The 16257-nt window shown below is 42.9% G+C and carries 18 protein-coding genes; 14 read left to right on the top strand and 4 right to left on the bottom strand.

All coding sequences use genetic code 11. From position 1 onward, the window contains the following. The first annotated feature begins 89 nt into the window (after positions 1-89). Entirely contained in the window at positions 90-812 is a 723-nt protein-coding gene (locus tag J7E38_RS02610) for a CAP domain-containing protein (protein WP_214708062.1), read from the top strand. A 437-nt stretch (positions 813-1249) separates the two neighbouring features. Here the strand turns inward: J7E38_RS02610 and J7E38_RS02615 are convergent, their stop codons facing one another. After that, entirely contained in the window at positions 1250-1666 is a 417-nt protein-coding gene (locus J7E38_RS02615; protein WP_214708060.1) for an Hsp20/alpha crystallin family protein, read from the bottom strand. 227 nt (positions 1667-1893) lie between these two features. Between J7E38_RS02615 and J7E38_RS02620 the strand changes: the two genes are divergently transcribed. Together J7E38_RS02620 and J7E38_RS02625 are read left to right on the top strand one after the other, a co-directional pair. Next, the gene (locus tag J7E38_RS02620) at positions 1894-2673 is read left to right on the top strand and encodes an SDR family oxidoreductase (protein WP_214708058.1); all 780 of its coding nucleotides are present in this window, start codon (positions 1894-1896) and stop codon (positions 2671-2673) included. Between the two features lie 146 nt (positions 2674-2819). Next, complete coding sequence (locus J7E38_RS02625) at positions 2820-2984, top strand: hypothetical protein (RefSeq protein WP_214708056.1); 165 nt, start codon at positions 2820-2822, stop codon at positions 2982-2984. Positions 2985-3105: 121 nt separating this feature from the next. Here J7E38_RS02625 and J7E38_RS02630 read toward each other — a convergent pair whose 3' ends face one another. Both J7E38_RS02630 and J7E38_RS02635 read right to left on the bottom strand, forming a co-directional pair. Further along, entirely contained in the window at positions 3106-3666 is a 561-nt protein-coding gene (locus J7E38_RS02630; RefSeq protein ID WP_214708054.1) for a GNAT family N-acetyltransferase, read from the bottom strand. 271 nt (positions 3667-3937) lie between these two features. After that, positions 3938-5062, bottom strand: coding sequence for an amidohydrolase (locus J7E38_RS02635; RefSeq protein ID WP_214708052.1), 1125 nt, complete (start codon positions 5060-5062; stop codon positions 3938-3940). A 145-nt stretch (positions 5063-5207) separates the two neighbouring features. Between J7E38_RS02635 and J7E38_RS02640 the strand changes: the two genes are divergently transcribed. The 8 genes from J7E38_RS02640 (at position 5208) to dapF (ending at position 11735) form a co-directional block, all read left to right on the top strand. Continuing rightward, positions 5208-5528 carry a DUF4870 domain-containing protein gene (locus tag J7E38_RS02640; protein ID WP_214708050.1) on the top strand — a complete coding sequence of 107 codons (321 nt, stop codon included), beginning with the start codon at positions 5208-5210 and terminating at the stop codon, positions 5526-5528. 118 nt (positions 5529-5646) lie between these two features. After that, positions 5647-5847 carry a PLD nuclease N-terminal domain-containing protein gene (locus tag J7E38_RS02645; protein ID WP_214708048.1) on the top strand — a complete coding sequence of 67 codons (201 nt, stop codon included), beginning with the start codon at positions 5647-5649 and terminating at the stop codon, positions 5845-5847. Further along, complete coding sequence (locus tag J7E38_RS02650; protein WP_214708046.1) at positions 5847-6755, top strand: ABC transporter ATP-binding protein; 909 nt, start codon at positions 5847-5849, stop codon at positions 6753-6755. The genes J7E38_RS02645 and J7E38_RS02650 overlap by 1 nt, the downstream gene beginning before the upstream one ends. Next, the gene (locus tag J7E38_RS02655) at positions 6752-7531 is read left to right on the top strand and encodes an ABC transporter permease (protein ID WP_214708044.1); all 780 of its coding nucleotides are present in this window, start codon (positions 6752-6754) and stop codon (positions 7529-7531) included. The genes J7E38_RS02650 and J7E38_RS02655 overlap by 4 nt, the downstream gene beginning before the upstream one ends. A gap of 273 nt (positions 7532-7804) precedes the next feature. Continuing rightward, positions 7805-9193 (top strand): S8 family peptidase, encoded by a 1389-nt coding sequence (locus J7E38_RS02660; protein ID WP_214708042.1) that lies wholly within the window; start codon positions 7805-7807, stop codon positions 9191-9193. Positions 9194-9383: 190 nt separating this feature from the next. Beyond that, positions 9384-10175: a hypothetical protein gene (locus J7E38_RS02665; protein WP_214708039.1), complete on the top strand. Its 792-nt coding sequence runs from the start codon at positions 9384-9386 to the stop codon at positions 10173-10175. An 87-nt stretch (positions 10176-10262) separates the two neighbouring features. Continuing rightward, positions 10263-10592, top strand: coding sequence for a four-helix bundle copper-binding protein (locus tag J7E38_RS02670; RefSeq protein WP_214708037.1), 330 nt, complete (start codon positions 10263-10265; stop codon positions 10590-10592). A 162-nt stretch (positions 10593-10754) separates the two neighbouring features. Next, positions 10755-11735, top strand: coding sequence for a diaminopimelate epimerase (dapF, locus tag J7E38_RS02675; RefSeq protein ID WP_214708035.1), 981 nt, complete (start codon positions 10755-10757; stop codon positions 11733-11735). Between the two features lie 43 nt (positions 11736-11778). Here the strand turns inward: dapF and J7E38_RS02680 are convergent, their stop codons facing one another. Further along, a complete protein-coding gene (locus J7E38_RS02680; RefSeq protein ID WP_215038160.1) occupies positions 11779-13611 on the bottom strand; it encodes a DNA ligase D in 1833 nt (610 codons plus the stop codon). Between the two features lie 138 nt (positions 13612-13749). Between J7E38_RS02680 and ku the strand changes: the two genes are divergently transcribed. The 3 genes from ku (at position 13750) to J7E38_RS02695 (ending at position 16158) form a co-directional block, all read left to right on the top strand. Further along, entirely contained in the window at positions 13750-14604 is an 855-nt protein-coding gene (ku, locus tag J7E38_RS02685) for a non-homologous end joining protein Ku (RefSeq protein ID WP_214708031.1), read from the top strand. Between the two features lie 126 nt (positions 14605-14730). Continuing rightward, the gene (locus J7E38_RS02690; protein ID WP_215038094.1) at positions 14731-15633 is read left to right on the top strand and encodes an NAD-dependent epimerase/dehydratase family protein; all 903 of its coding nucleotides are present in this window, start codon (positions 14731-14733) and stop codon (positions 15631-15633) included. 27 nt (positions 15634-15660) lie between these two features. Next, complete coding sequence (locus J7E38_RS02695; protein ID WP_214708027.1) at positions 15661-16158, top strand: GreA/GreB family elongation factor; 498 nt, start codon at positions 15661-15663, stop codon at positions 16156-16158. The last annotated feature ends 99 nt before the right edge of the window (positions 16159-16257 follow it).

Raw genomic sequence — 16257 nt, forward strand, 5'->3', positions numbered from 1 at the left:
TTTAAAACCAGGTTTGTTACAAAAAAGCCATGATATGATGAGTTTGCAAGAGAGATAGATAAATTCATTTTTTCGGGAGGAATTGGAGAATGAAAAAGAAATTGATCCTTTCAGTAGCAGCGGCTGCAGCATTATTCGGTGCGAATCCAGCAATGGATAAAGCAGATGCATCAACTATACAGACAAAGGTTTACTATTATCAAAGCGGGAATCTCAATGATTTTAATGTAGATTCTATCCTGCAAAAATATTTCAAGAATTATCAATTCGCTTGGAAACAAGCAGAGCCTGTGCAAAAGAATGTCCAGAAGCAAGCAGAAGCTCCTCAACCTGCAAAAGTTCAGGAACCTGCGAAAGCACCGGCACCTGCGCCAGCCAAAGAGCCTGCAAAGTCTCCTTCACAGGAAACAGCTAAAGCACCGGCTTCCTCAGCTGTAAGTGCCTATGAACAAAAAGTAGTAGAGCTGACAAACCAGGAGAGAGCAAAGAACGGCCTTAAACCACTTGCACTTGATACGGAATTGAGCAAAGTTGCGAGAGAAAAGTCCCGTGATATGCAAAGCAAGGGCTACTTCAGCCATACAAGCCCAACTTACGGTTCACCATTTGATATGATGAAAAAGTTTGGCATCACATATCGTTCAGCTGGTGAGAATATCGCTATGGGCCAGCCAACACCTGAAGAGGTAGTTAAAGCATGGATGAACAGTTCAGGCCACCGTGCCAACATCCTTAACTCAAGCTATACTCACATCGGTGTAGGGCATGTAGCAACCGGCAATTACTGGACTCAAATGTTCATCGGTAAGTAATTCAATATACAAAATGGAGAACAGCCTGAAATGGCTGTTCTTTTTTTGGTTTTTAAGTAAATTATAATTTTGTTTAGTTGCGGATAACACATGTGGGATTCTTAATCCAGCTCCAGCGCCTAGCCCCTCGAGTCGCTTGGCTAGCTGCGGCTCCTAACTCCNNCGACTTCACTGTCAGGCCCTCCAACGCTTGTCGGAGTTGGGCAGTCGCCTCCGCTTTTCGAATTGTCTAGTGTCGCCTCCTAGAAACTCCGAAACTTCAACTCCGCCGGCAGAAGCAAAAAGCGCTTCTTTGTCGGAGTCTCCAGTTTCTGCGTTTCTGGGCAGTCGGCTATACTTTTCGATTTCGGTCCGCCCAATGAAGTCAAAGAACGACTTCACCGGTCGGCCCTCCAGCGCTTGTCGGGGCTGAACGAGGCGCTTGCGCTTTTTGTTCGTTAAGTCGAAATATCGATTTCGGAAAACTGGAGATCGACAATCTTGGGCAGCCGAAGCTCTAACACCCCATCCCGGTGGGTGGCGGAAGCACCCTTGCGCTTCACTGTTGCAGGCAGCACAATTGTGTGTTTATCAGAGAAGTCAGGTATGTGTTCAATGATTACCTGATTTGAAGTATAAAACATCTTCATTTGATTCAGCCATGTGTCATTTTTTAGCGGAATCCTTACATATACAAAGTCATGGGTTTCGAAAATTTCCGCGTTCAATTTATTTGTCGGTTTGTCTGTTGGTGCTGCGCTTTGCTGCTGCATTCCTTTTAACCATTCTTCAGGCTTAAACATCCCCTTCATATCTGGCTGGAGCATTTTACCCATCATTTGCTGAACATAGTTCTCGATTTCTTCAGGTTTCATCTCCAGAAACTTCCTTTGTGAATTTTTATCGAACGGCAACATATTCCATGGAAACAATTATATCCCGCCTTTCAAACAGCACATCATCGATATGGATAGTATATGCAGGCAGTTGCCCAGCGGTTAAAAGGGGGTTTTATTTCTCATTAAAAGCTAAAAGTTGCAAAACAGCCATCTTCTTTTTAGTATAGTGATAAGTAGTCTAATGAAGATGAGGAGTACAGGTTGTGGAAAATAAAACGGCTTTGATTACCGGGGGTGCGGCCGGAATAGGAAAGCGGACAGCCCAGCAGCTTGCTGCCGAAGGAGTCAATATAATCATCAATTATCGAAATAGCAAAAATGAAGCAGAAGAACTCGCTGCCTATTTGACAGAGAGGTACAACACTAGGAATATTTGTATTCAAGGTGATATTACGGAATATGAAGCTTGCGGACAAATTGTTTCTCAAGCATTAAAGGAATTTCCCGCCATTGATATAGTCGTTCATAATGCAGGTCCATATGTTTCTGAAAGGAAAAAAATGGGGGAATATAGCATCGATGAGTGGAATTATATTATAAATGGTAATTTGAACGCTGTTTTTTATTTATCTAACCTAATAATCCCCTTAATGAGAAAGCGGAAGTGGGGGAGAATCATTACGGTTGGTTTTGACAGGGTCGAGTCAGCTCCTGGATGGATTTACAGGTCTGCGTTTGCAGCGGCTAAATCCGGTTTGGCGTCATTGACAAAAACGATTGCTCTGGAAGAAGCGGAGAATGGAATCACCGCCAATATGGTTTGTCCTGGAGACATCGTTGGTGAATGGAAGGAGAAAGCAATCGAAGATTCTCTTCATACTGTCGATACAACAGTCCCTGTAGGCAGGCCGGGTACCGGACAGGATGTGTCCAGAATGATCAGCTTCCTGGCAAACGAACAATCCGGTTTTATTACCGGAAGCATCATTCCAATCACAGGCGGTAAAGATGTCCTGGGGAAAATCTATCGTGAAAAACCTTAGACAGCAAAAGCTCTGGGCAAACCAGGGCTTTTGCTGTTTTATGAATAAGGATATGATTGATGGGAAAGCTAATAACAAAGCAAATCAATTCGGTTGAAATTATCTAATTATTATTGCGATTTAGTTTATTTATTGAGGTGAACGAGATGGGAATAGGTTTCAATATGAATAGAATCAACCCGAATCAGACACAAATCTTTTTTGAAGATGGCCGTTATGAGACGCTGACAGATGCAGAATTGGAAGCTTTCTTATCAGAGGCTTCACTACAAGACCATGAAGAGACGAAAGTACAGGATCCGTTTAATTAACCGAAGGAAGTCCCTGAAAGAATGAAGTAGAAAAAAAGACAATCTTTTTCCCGCTATCAGTTAAGCTTTTGCATATTGCCAGCTCATAATAAAATAAAACGCCCTAAAAGGGCGTTTTCTGTTATGCTTCCAGCAATTGTACGGCTTCCTCTTCTTGTGGAACAGTCCTCTTCAGGTATAGGGTATATTGATCTTTAGGGATTTCATAAAGATCATAAACCTCTCCAGCCGCATTTAGTTGTTCATATATATTTCTTCGAGTATCGTTTGCTTTCACAATATAAGGCAGCTTTTCTGCTGCTTTGAGGGAGCGGATATTCACTTTCCTGATCCGCATGAAAATCGTTTCAATTCCCAGTTCATAAAATAACTCCTGGAAAAAAGCATCTTTTGCCACATTATTGTAGCCCTTCCCATGATAAGGCTTGCCCAGCCATGTACCTAGGAATCCAGCGCCTTCCTGAATGTCGTACAGATTGATTGTGCCGATTGGAGCACCCCATTCGTCAAGGATGGTTCGGGATATCAGTTCACCCTGTTCTTCAGCTTCAATCGTTTGTTTTGTAATGAATACGAATTCTTCATAGGAATTTGCCTTTTGACGCACAAAAGGGAAGACCTCCGGATGCGCCATCAGCTCAAATAATTCATGGCAATCATGAAGATCGCGTTTCTTGAGCATTTGTATCCCTCCACACAGGGCAGTCCTGTCCCGTACGAATGTACTGTACGGCCACCCTCGAAATTTTTTGTAAGTTGCTAAAAAATTTCGGGGTGGGAATCGAACCCACTAGAACCAGGATACTGGTGGCGCACCATTTGCCTTCCCTAATCACTTTGCTTTATGAAATTTTATTTCCAAGAAGTATATTACAGGATAATCGCAAAAAAGCAAATAGGTTTTTTATCTTTTTTTCTGCGATTTTTTGCCAAAAATCTACACTGCTTTTCGACTATTTTTGATAAACAATTTGGCCATTTATCATAGTCCATACTGGTTTGGCGTTATAGTGGAAAGGATGCTGATTCCACAATACCAAGTCTGCATCTTTCCCGCGCTCAATACTGCCGACAAGGTGATCAACCCGCAAATTACGCGCAGGCAAAATCGTGATACCCTCAAGTGCTTTTTGTTCGGACAAACCTTCCCGTACTGCGATAGAGGCACAAAGATTCAAGTACTGGATCGGTGTGTATGGGTGGTCGGTCGTTACAGATACTTCAACCCCATGGTCAGTCAATTCCTGATATGTTTTCCAGCTCTTATTCTTGAGTTCGACCTTTGACCGGCGGGTAAGCGTAGGGCCTACAGAAACTTTTAAATTAAGTCCTGCCAGCTCTTCCGCTATCAAGTGACCTTCTGTACAGTGCTCAATCCGCAAATCAAGGTTGAATTCATCAGCAAATCTGATTGCAGACATGATATCATCAGCTCGATGGGCATGAACCCTGACGGGGATCTCCCTTTTCAAAGCTTTAATAATGGACTTGATTCTCAAAGAATCTGTATTGTCGGCATTCTTCGCCTCGTAAAACGCTTCCCTCAGCATCCCCATGATACCCATCCGGGTGATTGAATCTTTATTGCCCATACTGTGGATGCGCTTTGGATTTTCACCAAGAGCGATTTTCAGGCCTGCTGTTTCCTGGATAATCATGTTCTTGATGTTTTTACCGGCCGTTTTAATGACAGATGTAGTCCCGCCGATTACATTTGCGCTACCCGGCATAACATGCACAGTGGTAATCCCATATTTGAGGGCATCGCCGAAGGCAGGATCGAGCGGATAAACACCGTCTATCGCCCGAACATGAGGGCTCATCGGCTCTATTGTTTCGTTGGCGTCATTACCAGCCCACCCTGTTCCTTCATCATAAAGGCCGAGATGGGTATGGACATCTATGAAGCCTGGAAGCAGAAAGTTATTAGAGCAGTCTATAACTTTAACTTCTGGTCTATCAATAATATCGGGTTCGATTTTGGCTATTTTTCCATCTTCTATTAGTACATCACAATTTGATCTTTGTTCAGAAGTGATTGGGGTTACATTGGCGTTTTTCAATAAAATCCTGTTCATATTCCATCCTATCCTGTTTTTATTTTTTGAATTTTATAAAAATAAAGACCTTTAACATTCATTATAATGAAAAAGTTCGGCAATCATGAAACTTTTTTACGGCCATTTCGTACAGTTAACTATAAGAGGTTGGGAGGAATGGACTATGCCAAAAAATGATGAACGGCTCATTGCTGCAGGAATATATTTGATCAGCTTTTTCACGGCGTTTTTAGGACCGCTGATTATCTGGCTTGTAAAAAAAGATGATTCAAGCTATGTTGATTACCACGGAAGGGAATATATGAACTTTTTCATTTCTTATACAGTATATGGAATTGTCAGCGGAATTCTCGTCATCCTGCTGATCGGGATTTTTATGTTGTGGATCATCGGGATATTGGCCATGGTATTCACGATTGTAGGAGCAATAAAAGCTTACGAAGGGCAGGAATATCGAATTCCCTTCATCTTTAGGGTTTTGTAGTAAAAAGAGTTTTTGATGGATCCGGCAGAAATACTGCCGGATTATTTTTTTTATTTTTTTGAACGAATTTTCTCCTAAGCCGTCTTATGAATGTAAAACAAATGAGGGGGTTTTCAGAATGGAATTATTAGCTGATGTGAACTGGGCACTGCTAGCACCTATACTGGTCATTCAGGTTATTTTATTGGTGGTTGCGCTGGTTGACTTGATAAGAATAGAAAAAACGAATGGACCGAAATGGCTTTGGGCAGTGATCATATTGGTGATCAATATCATCGGGTCAATCCTGTACTTCGTGATAGGAAGGAGAAACCAGTAATGGCCTTGGTCCGTGTCGAAAATCTGGAAAAAAGCTTCAAGGATTTATTGGTGATTAAGGGGCTGAATTTTGAACTGGAAACCGGAAAATGTGTAGCTTTGATCGGTGCTAACGGAGCAGGGAAAACAACTACACTGAAAATGATTTCCGGATTACTTGAACCGACAAAAGGAAGGGTTGAATTCGAGGGAGAAAAACAGGGGAGCGATCATCGTCGACTCATTGGTTACCTCCCGCAGCATCCTGTTTTCCATGACTGGATGACTGCCAGGGAATTCCTTGAATATGTCGGAAAGCTATCAGGATTAGGAGCGAAGGAAGCGAAGTCAAGATCAGCCGAACTTCTCGAGCTTGTGGGTTTAACAGAAGCAAAAAACAGGAGGATCGGCAAGTTCTCCGGCGGGATGAAACAGAGGCTTGGAATCGCCCAGGCAATCATCCACCGGCCGAAGCTGATCATGCTTGATGAACCAGTTTCAGCACTTGATCCTTTCGGGAGAAGAGAGGTCCTTGAACTGCTCGATCGCCTCAAGAATGATGCTACCGTATTATTCTCCACCCATATCCTGAATGATGCGGAAGAGGTTTGTGAAAGCATCTTGTTCCTTCATTATGGAGAACTGATTGAATCGGGAACAATGGAAGAATTCAGGGAAAAATATCATCAGTCCAAAATTGACCTTGTATTTAATCAGGAGGCCAAAGGGTTCCTGGATTCCTTTTCCGGCCAGGAAAAAATCACTTCCATTCAAACTGATGGCAATAAAGCCAGTATATATACGGAAGATCTTGAAGCGGTTAAGAAGCTGATCCTTAACCAGGCAGGCAAAGACAACTGGCCGCTGATTAAATATGAAATAGGATCCATCAGCCTGGAAGATGTGTTCATGAAGGTGGTGCAAAAATGAAACAGTGGTTCACGCTATTAAACAAAGAATTCCTTGAAATGTCCAGAAACTACAAATGGATCTGGATGCCAATTGCTTTTATTTTGCTGGGGGTATTGGATCCGCTGACCACCTATTATTTACCTGAAATCATCAGTTCATCAGGCGGCCTGCCCGAGGGAGCGGTTTTTGAAATGCCGGTGCCGTCACCTCAAGAAGTATTCATCATGAGCCTTGGGGAGTATCAGATGCTTGGGATATTATTAATTGTTCTCTCTTTTATGGGAACGGTTTCTGGTGAGCGGAAAAGCGGCGTTGCCCAATTAATTCTTGTCAAACCTGTTTCGTATGTATCCTACATCACTTCCAAGTGGGCAGCAGCACTTATCTTAGTCATTCTATCTTTCTTCCTTGGGATGTTGGCAAGCTGGTATTATACTGGTGTCTTGTTCGAGTTTCTCCCATTCAGCAGCTTCATGGAGACATTTGGATTATACTCCCTTTGGCTCGTTCTTGTGCTGTCTTTCTTGATTTTATGCAGTGCTGCTTTTATCCACCCTGGAGCAGCGGCGGTGACAGTACTTGGAACGGTATTCATTACTACGATGATCGGCGGTTCCTTCCAGCATCTGATAGAATGGAGCCCGACACAGCTCTTTTCCTATGTGTCTGAGAGATTGGTTGCTGGTTCATGGTCAGAACATGTTTTGCCGGCTGCAGTTTTGACCGTCACAATGATTATTTTATTCTTGAGCCTGGCAATCTATATTTTCAAGAAAAAGGAACTAGCGGATTAGGACTTGGCCATTGGCCAGGTCTTTTTTTGACTAATTTAATTAGTAGAGAAGAACTGTTTTTCTTTTCCTTTTGTCGAAAAAAGTCCTTAGAACAATTAAGATATATAATTCTTTCAACACAATTTGCACCCTTTTTTATATAGGAAATGGAAAAAGAATAATGATAAAGGCCTAAATCCCTGTATCGATTCCTATTTTTCTTGTCGAAATCATTATATTGCTAAAGTTAAGTGATTGAATATAATGAAAATTAAGATAAAAAGGAGGGGTAATATGTCGACAAGAAAAAAGCTTTATGCAGGCACATTGGCCGTGCTCTTAGGGGCGGCAACCATTTTTAATGCTGGTGTTGGAAAAGGAGAAGCAGAAGGGAATACAGAAAATACATACCTTGTCGTTTTTAAAGATGAACAGGGACTTCCTGCCGGTTATGCTGATGCAATCAGAAAAGCAGGCGGACAAGTGGAAGATAAGCTGGACAAGCTTGGAGCGGTTGAGGTCACTTCGAAAAACGCCAAGTTCCTGAACGAAGTAAAAAAATCCTCCCTTGTACTCGAGGCAGGAGTCGAGAATACCGTTTATCCTGAACAAACAATTGATGGTGAAACAGTATCGGCTGACGACTTTACTGAAGGAGCAGACTTTTATAACCAGTACATGTGGGATATCAAGCAGGTGACGAATGATGGCGAGTCCTGGAAGCTTCCGGGCGGAACCGGATTATCTGCAGACGGAGAAGATATTGTTGTTGGTGTAATCGACACCGGGATTGATTACAATCACCCGGATCTGAAAGACAATTATGCCGGAGGTAAGTCATTCGTTCCTGGCTATGATGATCCGATCGACCAGAATAGCCATGGTACCCATGTTGCCGGTTCAATTGCTGCTAAGGGCAAAGCACTTGGCGTTGGTCCAGATCTTAAAGTGGCATCTTATCGGGTGTTCGGGCCAACAGGCGGAGCGGCCACTTCCCATATTGCCGAGGCGCTGATGACAGCTGCAGACGATAATGTTGACGTTGTAAACATGTCCCTTGGTGGATATGACTGGTTCCAGGATCCTGCTTATGCAACGAAAGACATTGTAGCAGATGTACAATTGTTCAACCGTGCAATCCAGTACGCCATCAAAAACGGAGTGACGGTTGTCGGTTCAGCAGGGAACAATGCTGTCGATTTAAGCAGTCCGGGAAAATTGTCAGGTGATGACAATGGTGCTACCCACAGAAGTCCTAGCAGCCAGACCATGATCAGGGTTTCTGCCGGCGGTGCTTTGAAGAATCTTGCCTTCTACTCTAACTATGGAGTTGGTAAAATCGATGTAATGGCTCCAGGGGGAGACCTTGGACCAAACTATGATCCTGCCACTGGATCTGGAAGGGATAATAGCTACCTTGCATATAGCACGGTGCCAGTATTTGATGCCGATAAAAATGTCATTGGCCACGGATACGGCGGTAAGGGCGGAACTTCAATGGCAGCGCCAAAAACTGCGGCTCTTGCAGGTGTAGTAATCGCAAAGCATGGCAAGGACCAGCTTACCCCTGCACAAGTAAAAGCGATCATCCAAAATTCTGCAGAAGATCTCTTTAAGCCAGGTTACGATGAAAATGCAGGACATGGTTTAATCAATGCAGTGAATGCTTTGAACTTGAAATAAGAGATTTGGACAGACAGGGCTTCCTGTCTGTTTTTTCATTCTGTGGACTGAATCATAGCGGCACTTTACTAGCTTTGAACAGCACGGGTCTAGTATTTAATTGATTCACCAGAAAAAACTAGCATGATTGGCCTCCTTGATTAATAGACATAGAATGACAAAGTAGATTTTCTTCAAGGAGATAATAGATATGAGTATCCGGGAGTTTTACCAACAAAAAGCTTATATTAATTTAAACGGTTCTATCATATCAGCAGGAATCCTTTTGGTGACTTTGGCGATCAGTCTGGTCTTTTCCTGGAATTTGCCTCTATTCCTTGTTACGATTCCATTTCTGGCTGTCAGCCTTGTCCATTATATCGGTTTTATATCATATAAAAGAAAGACGGAAGTGACGCCATTACCAGTTTCCCGGTTTGATGACAAGCAACTTTTTGAGCATAACAGTCTTCTCCTTGCTTTTGCCCCGGCCCCTGCTTTAAAAATGCTTTTTTTTACTCCTGATGGTATGCCTGCCGGAGAAATGAGGGAAATCAAAGTCAGGAAATACAGGTGGTTCATCCCTGATTTTGCTGATAAAAGAATAAGGAAGCGAATCGGGGTTTATGACTCCCATGGAAGGATGCAAGCCAGCCTGGTCGAAGACGGCAATAGGTTGAAATTGCAGGATCAACAAGGGGAAATCATCGGTTTATTTTATCCGGGAAAGAAGCAGTCGGGTACTACTGGCATGGCGTTTGTAAAGAACGGAAAAAAGTTGAGAGTCGAAGAAACCTCTGGCCTGTACCATGGCATCAAGATGGTGCGGGAGGAAGGGGAGGTCGCGGCCAGACTTCAAAAAGGCTGGATGCCCCTTGAGTGGACCCATTACTTTAAAGAGGCAAATACACCAGTACTTGCATTCGACTATAGTTTGAGTCAGGAAGAGCGGCTGACAGTGTTTGCTGCTCTAGCCATTCGCTATATGTATTACGATCACTAGTTTGAAATATATTCCACTTCTCAAATATTCGTTTATCCAGCCTGCTGTGAGGATAACAGATAGATAGGAACGTAAGGAGGTTGGAATATGGTAAACCAGCAATATCAGGATTGTATCCAGGCGTGCATTGAATGTATCGAAGCGTGTAATGTATGCTTTGACTCATGCTTGAAGGAAGAGAATGTAAAAATGATGGCCGAGTGCATCAGAATGGACAGAGAATGTGCAGAAATCTGCGGCATGGCAGTAACAGCGATGCAGACCAACAGCCGCTTCGTCAACCAGATCTGCGGTTTATGTGCGGATATTTGCGAAGCTTGCGGCAATGAATGCAAAAAGCATGATCATGATCACTGCCAAAAATGCGCGGAAGCATGCTTTAAATGCGCAGAAGCATGCAGAAAAATGGCATCATAATCATCAGAATGATCAGCTGCTATGCTGGTCATTTTTTTTGCTGTGGATTGCCTAAAACAAGGGAGAAGCAGGATTGAAATTGCTTAAAGTCAGCACGTCTATTGAACAATTCCGATATTTATGGCATCTTTTAATATAACGAAGGATTTTGGGGGCGTAATAATGTTGATTGATTTAATTAAATGCCATGGATCGAATAATGATTTCTTTCTGATAGATGAAAGTGACCGCAACTATAAATTTGATGATTTTAAAAGGCGGGATTTGGCGTTGGCGCTATGTGACCGGGAAAACTCATTGGGGGCAGATGGTATCCTGTTCATCCGACCCAGCAAGGTGGCGGACGCGCAATATCGCATTTTTAATTCGGACGGTACGGAAGCATCGATGTGCGGAAATGGGCTTCGTTGTGCAGGACGGTATGTCTGTGAAAAACTGGGAGTGGATGAAGCGGTCATTGAAACGCTGAAGGCCAACCTGAAGGTCAGGAAGCATGAAGAAATTTTCAGTGGTATTCCGACCTATCAAGTGGAAATTTCTCCGGTCACTTTTGACTTGAAGGATTTGCCATTAAACCTTGAACAGGCTACCCTCATCCAGGAGAAGATTCCGGCATTGTCAGAAGAATTAACATTCACAGCGCTGGCGGTCCCTAATCCGCACTTAACAGCAGTTGTCAGCAAAGACCAGCTGGATTCTGATTTGCAGACTGAGCTAAGCGTAAAAGTGAACCAGCACAACGATTTATTTCCTGATGGCGTTAATGTCAGCTTTATCAGGCTGCTGGAAAAGGGAAGTATTTTTGTCAGGACGTATGAGCGGGGAGTAGGCTATACGAACGCCTGTGGGACAGCAATGTCAGCCTCCACTCTTGTTACCTGCCTGATGAATAAAAATGAATTGGAACAGCCGATCAATGTGTACAACAATGGCGGAATGGTACAGTGTGCAGTCCATAAGGAAGGTGATACATTCACCATTGACTTGATTGGCAACGCCACGTTTGTCTACTCCGCCCAAATTGACGTTGATTTTAATGTCGATGGAATCCTTACGGAGATACTTGAACAGGAAGACTTCAATGAAGATGTGCAATATGAAAAGCTGCAGGAGCATGCCAAAAAGTATCTCAGCAGATTTTAAGCATAACTATTTTCATATCCAGAAAAAATCCTGAAGGCGATCTTCAGGATTTTTTCTTTTTTAAGATGTTTAGAACTGGCTCGAAGTCCTGTTCGGCTTTTGCAGCAAAGTAAGTCCTGAACGGGCAGCCTAACCTTTTTACACGATCGATGATCGTTCCCAGCCGGAAATCCTCAATCTTCAAATCCTCGGTTACTTCTTCCCAAAAGAGCGGTGTCGCCACCCCTGCATGAGCTTTTCCGCGGGCGGAATAGGGACTGACAATCGTTTTGCCCTCCGCATGCTGGATATAATCCACATACAGCCTATTGCCCCTGTTTTTCTTCAGTCTTTCAATCGTGAAAGAATCAGGGTCCTTAGAGACTAGATAGTTTGCGATAAAGGCGGTGAACAATCTTGTGTCATCATAGCTGTATTTATTTGAAGGAAGCGGAACGTAAATCTGAAGCCCTTTGTTGCCAGATGTTTTTATAAAGCTGATCAGCTTCAGTTCATCAAGAACTTCTTTAATATAAATCGCAGCTTTAATAGCCAGGTGAAAGTATTCCCTTGATGGGGGATCAAGATCAAAAACGATTTCCTCTGGACCTGTACTATTAATTGTCTCAAAAGGAATGTGGAATTCGACGGCAATCTGGTTCCCAAGCCATAAAAGTGTCTTCATATTGTTGCAGACAATGTATTCAATGCCTTCCCATTTCGAAGTTTGTACAAACTCCGGTGCATAATCAGGAACGTTTTTTTGGTAAAAGGCTTCTCCGAACATGCCGTGCGGAAAACGGATCACTGTCAAATGCCTGTCTTTAAGGAAAGGAAGCATATATGGCGAAATTTCCCTTAAATAATGGATATAGTCAATCTTTTGGATAGGCGGATCTTCCCATAGCGGCTTGTCAGGATGCGTGATTTCGATATCCGGGGGCAGGTTCTTTTGCTGGAGAACGAATTTATCATACGTACAGGCTGCTGGAGTTAAATCAAACCTGAATTGATGGAAATGAGGCTCACGTAGCTGACCATCATAAACTTCAAGGTATTTGACCTCCAGACAGATCGCGGGCTCCACATAGATGTATTGGTGATCTTCTCCACTTTTGTTCTGCTTGATGATCTGATGTAGGGCATTTTTTTCCTCAGGCTTAAATCCGAAGACCACCAGCCCTATTTGGTGTAATTCCTTCCCTTGATAAACAGAGATATAAAAATAACCATTCGATTTTTCATAGGCAGTCACAAAACAGGATACATATTTCCAATTTTTTGTTTTTATCCATGTCTCTGTACGCTTTCCTTCTTCCCATTTGCTAGTCGCCTGCTTAGCAATAATTCCCTCACCGTCATAAATGACAACTTTTTCCCATAAACTATCCAGATTTGTTTCACTGCCAACAAGCTGTAAAAGGTCCGGATGTTGAGGGCTGGGGGATTGCGGCAGCTCAAGCTCAGTGAATAAGGTGCTGAGCTGTTCGCGCCTGTCCTGGTAACTTTCACCCGCTAAACTTTTGCCTTTTATTTTAAGAAGGTCAAAAATCATAAGCCTGCAAGGATTTCTCGCCGATTCTGTCCTGATTCTGTCCTGGGACCTCATTCTTCCCCTGATTTGGATGGCCCCGAAGTTCGCTTTAAACGGGTTTTCAAGGTACACTAGTTCAGCGTCAAAAGTCAGCGGCAAATAGGGCGCGAACTTCTCCTTATAAGCCAGAAGGAAGTCAGCGATTTCAGGAAACAAGGGCAGCAGTGGCTTCCCATTCCTGCTTGTCATTTCGATTTCATGATCCCATGTCAACTGCGCACGAAAACCATCATATTTGACTTCATAACGCCATCCATCCCCCCGGGGGGCTTCAAATGCAAGTGTTGGGAGCATCGGTTTCAGCATTCTTCCCATCCTTTCCGCGTTCATATTTTATATTGTTCCTGTTTGAGTCCAAACTAGTACGCTGGCAAATGTTTTAATGAATGATTCATGAATTCTAAAGCAAATTAGTAATAAAACGATAAGGTGGAGAATGCCGTGCATACAATTTGGAAAGGGAGCATCAGCTTCGGTCTCGTTAATATCCCGATTAAGCTTCATGCTGCAACAGAAGATAAGGACATCAAGCTTCGCACACTTCATAAAGAATGCCACTCGCCGATTAAATACGAAAAAACATGTCCGGTTTGTGATAAAGAAGTAAAAAATGAAGACATTGTCAAAGCATATGAATACACGAAAGGGAAGTTTGTCATCCTTGAAGAGGAAGATTTAGAAGCACTGAGGAAAGAAAACGAAGAAAAGGCTGTCGAAATTATTGATTTTGTGAAAATGTCCGAAATCGATCCGATTTACTATCAGCGAAGCTATTTTATCTCGCCCAATGAAAGTGGCGGAAAAGCTTATTCCTTGCTAAGGAAGGCACTTGAGGAATCACAGAAGGTGGGCATTGCGAAGATCATGATCCGCGCCAAGGAGCAATTGGCTGTAATCAGGGTATATGATAACACTCTGGTCATGGAAACGATCCATTTTCCTGATGAAGTCAGGAAAACCGTTGATGTTCCAAACGTCCCTGCTGATGACAAGGTAACCGAAAAAGAGCTGGAAACAGCCATCATGCTCATTGATCAGCTGACAACCGAATTTGAACCGGATAAATACAAAGACGATTATCGGACAGCCTTATTAGAATTGATCGAAGCGAAGCGTACCGGCAAAGAGCTGGTGACACCAACAGAAAAAGAGCCAGTATCCAATGTTACAGACCTAATGGCAGCGTTGCAGGCTTCCATTGACCGGACAAAGCCTGAGAAAAAGAAAGAACCTGCAGCCGCAAAGAAAAAGAAGACAGCTCCAAAACCAAAGGCAAAGGAAAAGAAACAAGCCTGATAGAACTAGGAATCACCTTGAGCCGGCCAGCTTTTATGATGGCCGGTTTTTATCTAGGAATTCAATGAAAAAGGATAATCCCCAATAAAAGAAGAATAAAAAGAATATAGAAGAGGAGGTTTTATGATGAATAAAGTACTTGTCCTGGGAGGAACCCAATATTTTGGGAAAAAACTGGTCCAGAAACTGATCGATCATGGTGATGAGGTTACAATTGCCACAAGAGGAACAAAAGACGAGCCGTTTGGTGAAAAAGTAAACCGGCTCGTGATCGATCGGGAAAAGAAAGAGACACTGGCAGAAGCCCTCAAAGGCAAAGAGTGGGATCTGGTCTATGACCAATCATGTTTTTCACCAATTGAAGCCCGGGATACAACAGAATTGTTAAATGGAAGAGTGGCTCGATATATCTTCACTTCTACCCAGGCTGTCTATGAATTCGGCACACTTCATAAGGAAGAGGATTTCAATGCATTTACATATTCGATCAATTACAAAGGGCGCAGGGAGTATCCGGGTTATGAAGGTTACAAAGAGGCGAAGCGTGCTTCTGAAGCTGTGTTCCACCAGCTTGGCCAATTTGAAACCATCTCCTCCAGGTTCCCAATTGTCGTTTCTGAAGATGACTACACAGAGCGTTTGAAGTTCCATGTTGATAAAATACTTTCAGGAGAAGCGATCGGTATTCCGCAACCCGAAATGCGCTACAGCTTTATCGAGGCAGATGAAGCAGCTGATTTCCTGATGAACATCGGAAAGTCAGATTATACCGGTCCAATCAACCCAGGTTCTGCTGGGGACATCAGTCTGCAAGAACTGATTGATAAAATCGAGTTGCTGACCGGAAAAGAAGCGATCGTTGATAAAAATCCTCATTCAGACAATATGTCACCATATGCTTTACCCGGGTCATGGTCGATCGACACTTCACGTGCAGCAGCACTGGGTTACCGATTTACGGGTCTCCATCGTCTTCTGGATACATTAATAAAGAAATATATCATGGCGTATGGTAAGATTAGCGAATAAAAGTTTGGCAGGTAAAAGGAGAGTAACATGGCAGTTAAGATCACACCATCGGGAGAACAATTGATTCTGGAGCAAATAGCCAGGCTGGAACAAGAATTAAAGCAAGTACGCATGGATAAAAATATAGCCTTCAATGCTTGCGGGGATGATAAACTGGCCAATCCCAATTTTCATAAGTTAGAGCAAGATGAGCGGATAGTATTGGACCGCCTGAACGAAATTCAACAAACATTCAAGACTGCTGAATTATTTGAGTTTAACGAGAGAAATACAGAGGAAGTTGCGATTGGTTCCATTGTTAAGTGCTTATTCGAGTATCCGGATGATTCAGAAGAAGAAACTTATGAAATCGTCGGTTATGGAGAATCGAATATTGATGAAAATAAAATGTACTATGATGCGCCGGTTGCCAAAAAACTAATCGGATTAAAAGTGGGGGAGGAAACGCTTCTCTCAATTCCCTCTGGCAAAATCAAGTGCAGGGTTATAGGGCTTTATCGCAGCTGGGATGAAGCAGCAAAGTAAAACAAACTCCAATTCCTAAAAATATCCCAGAGCTAATGATGCCGGGATATTTTTTATGAGAACTTTTTTATAGGTGCTTGAATCTGTCTAGTGGTCGTT

Source organism: Bacillus sp. ISL-35, assembly GCF_018613355.1.
Taxonomy (GTDB): domain Bacteria; phylum Bacillota; class Bacilli; order Bacillales; family Cytobacillaceae; genus Mesobacillus.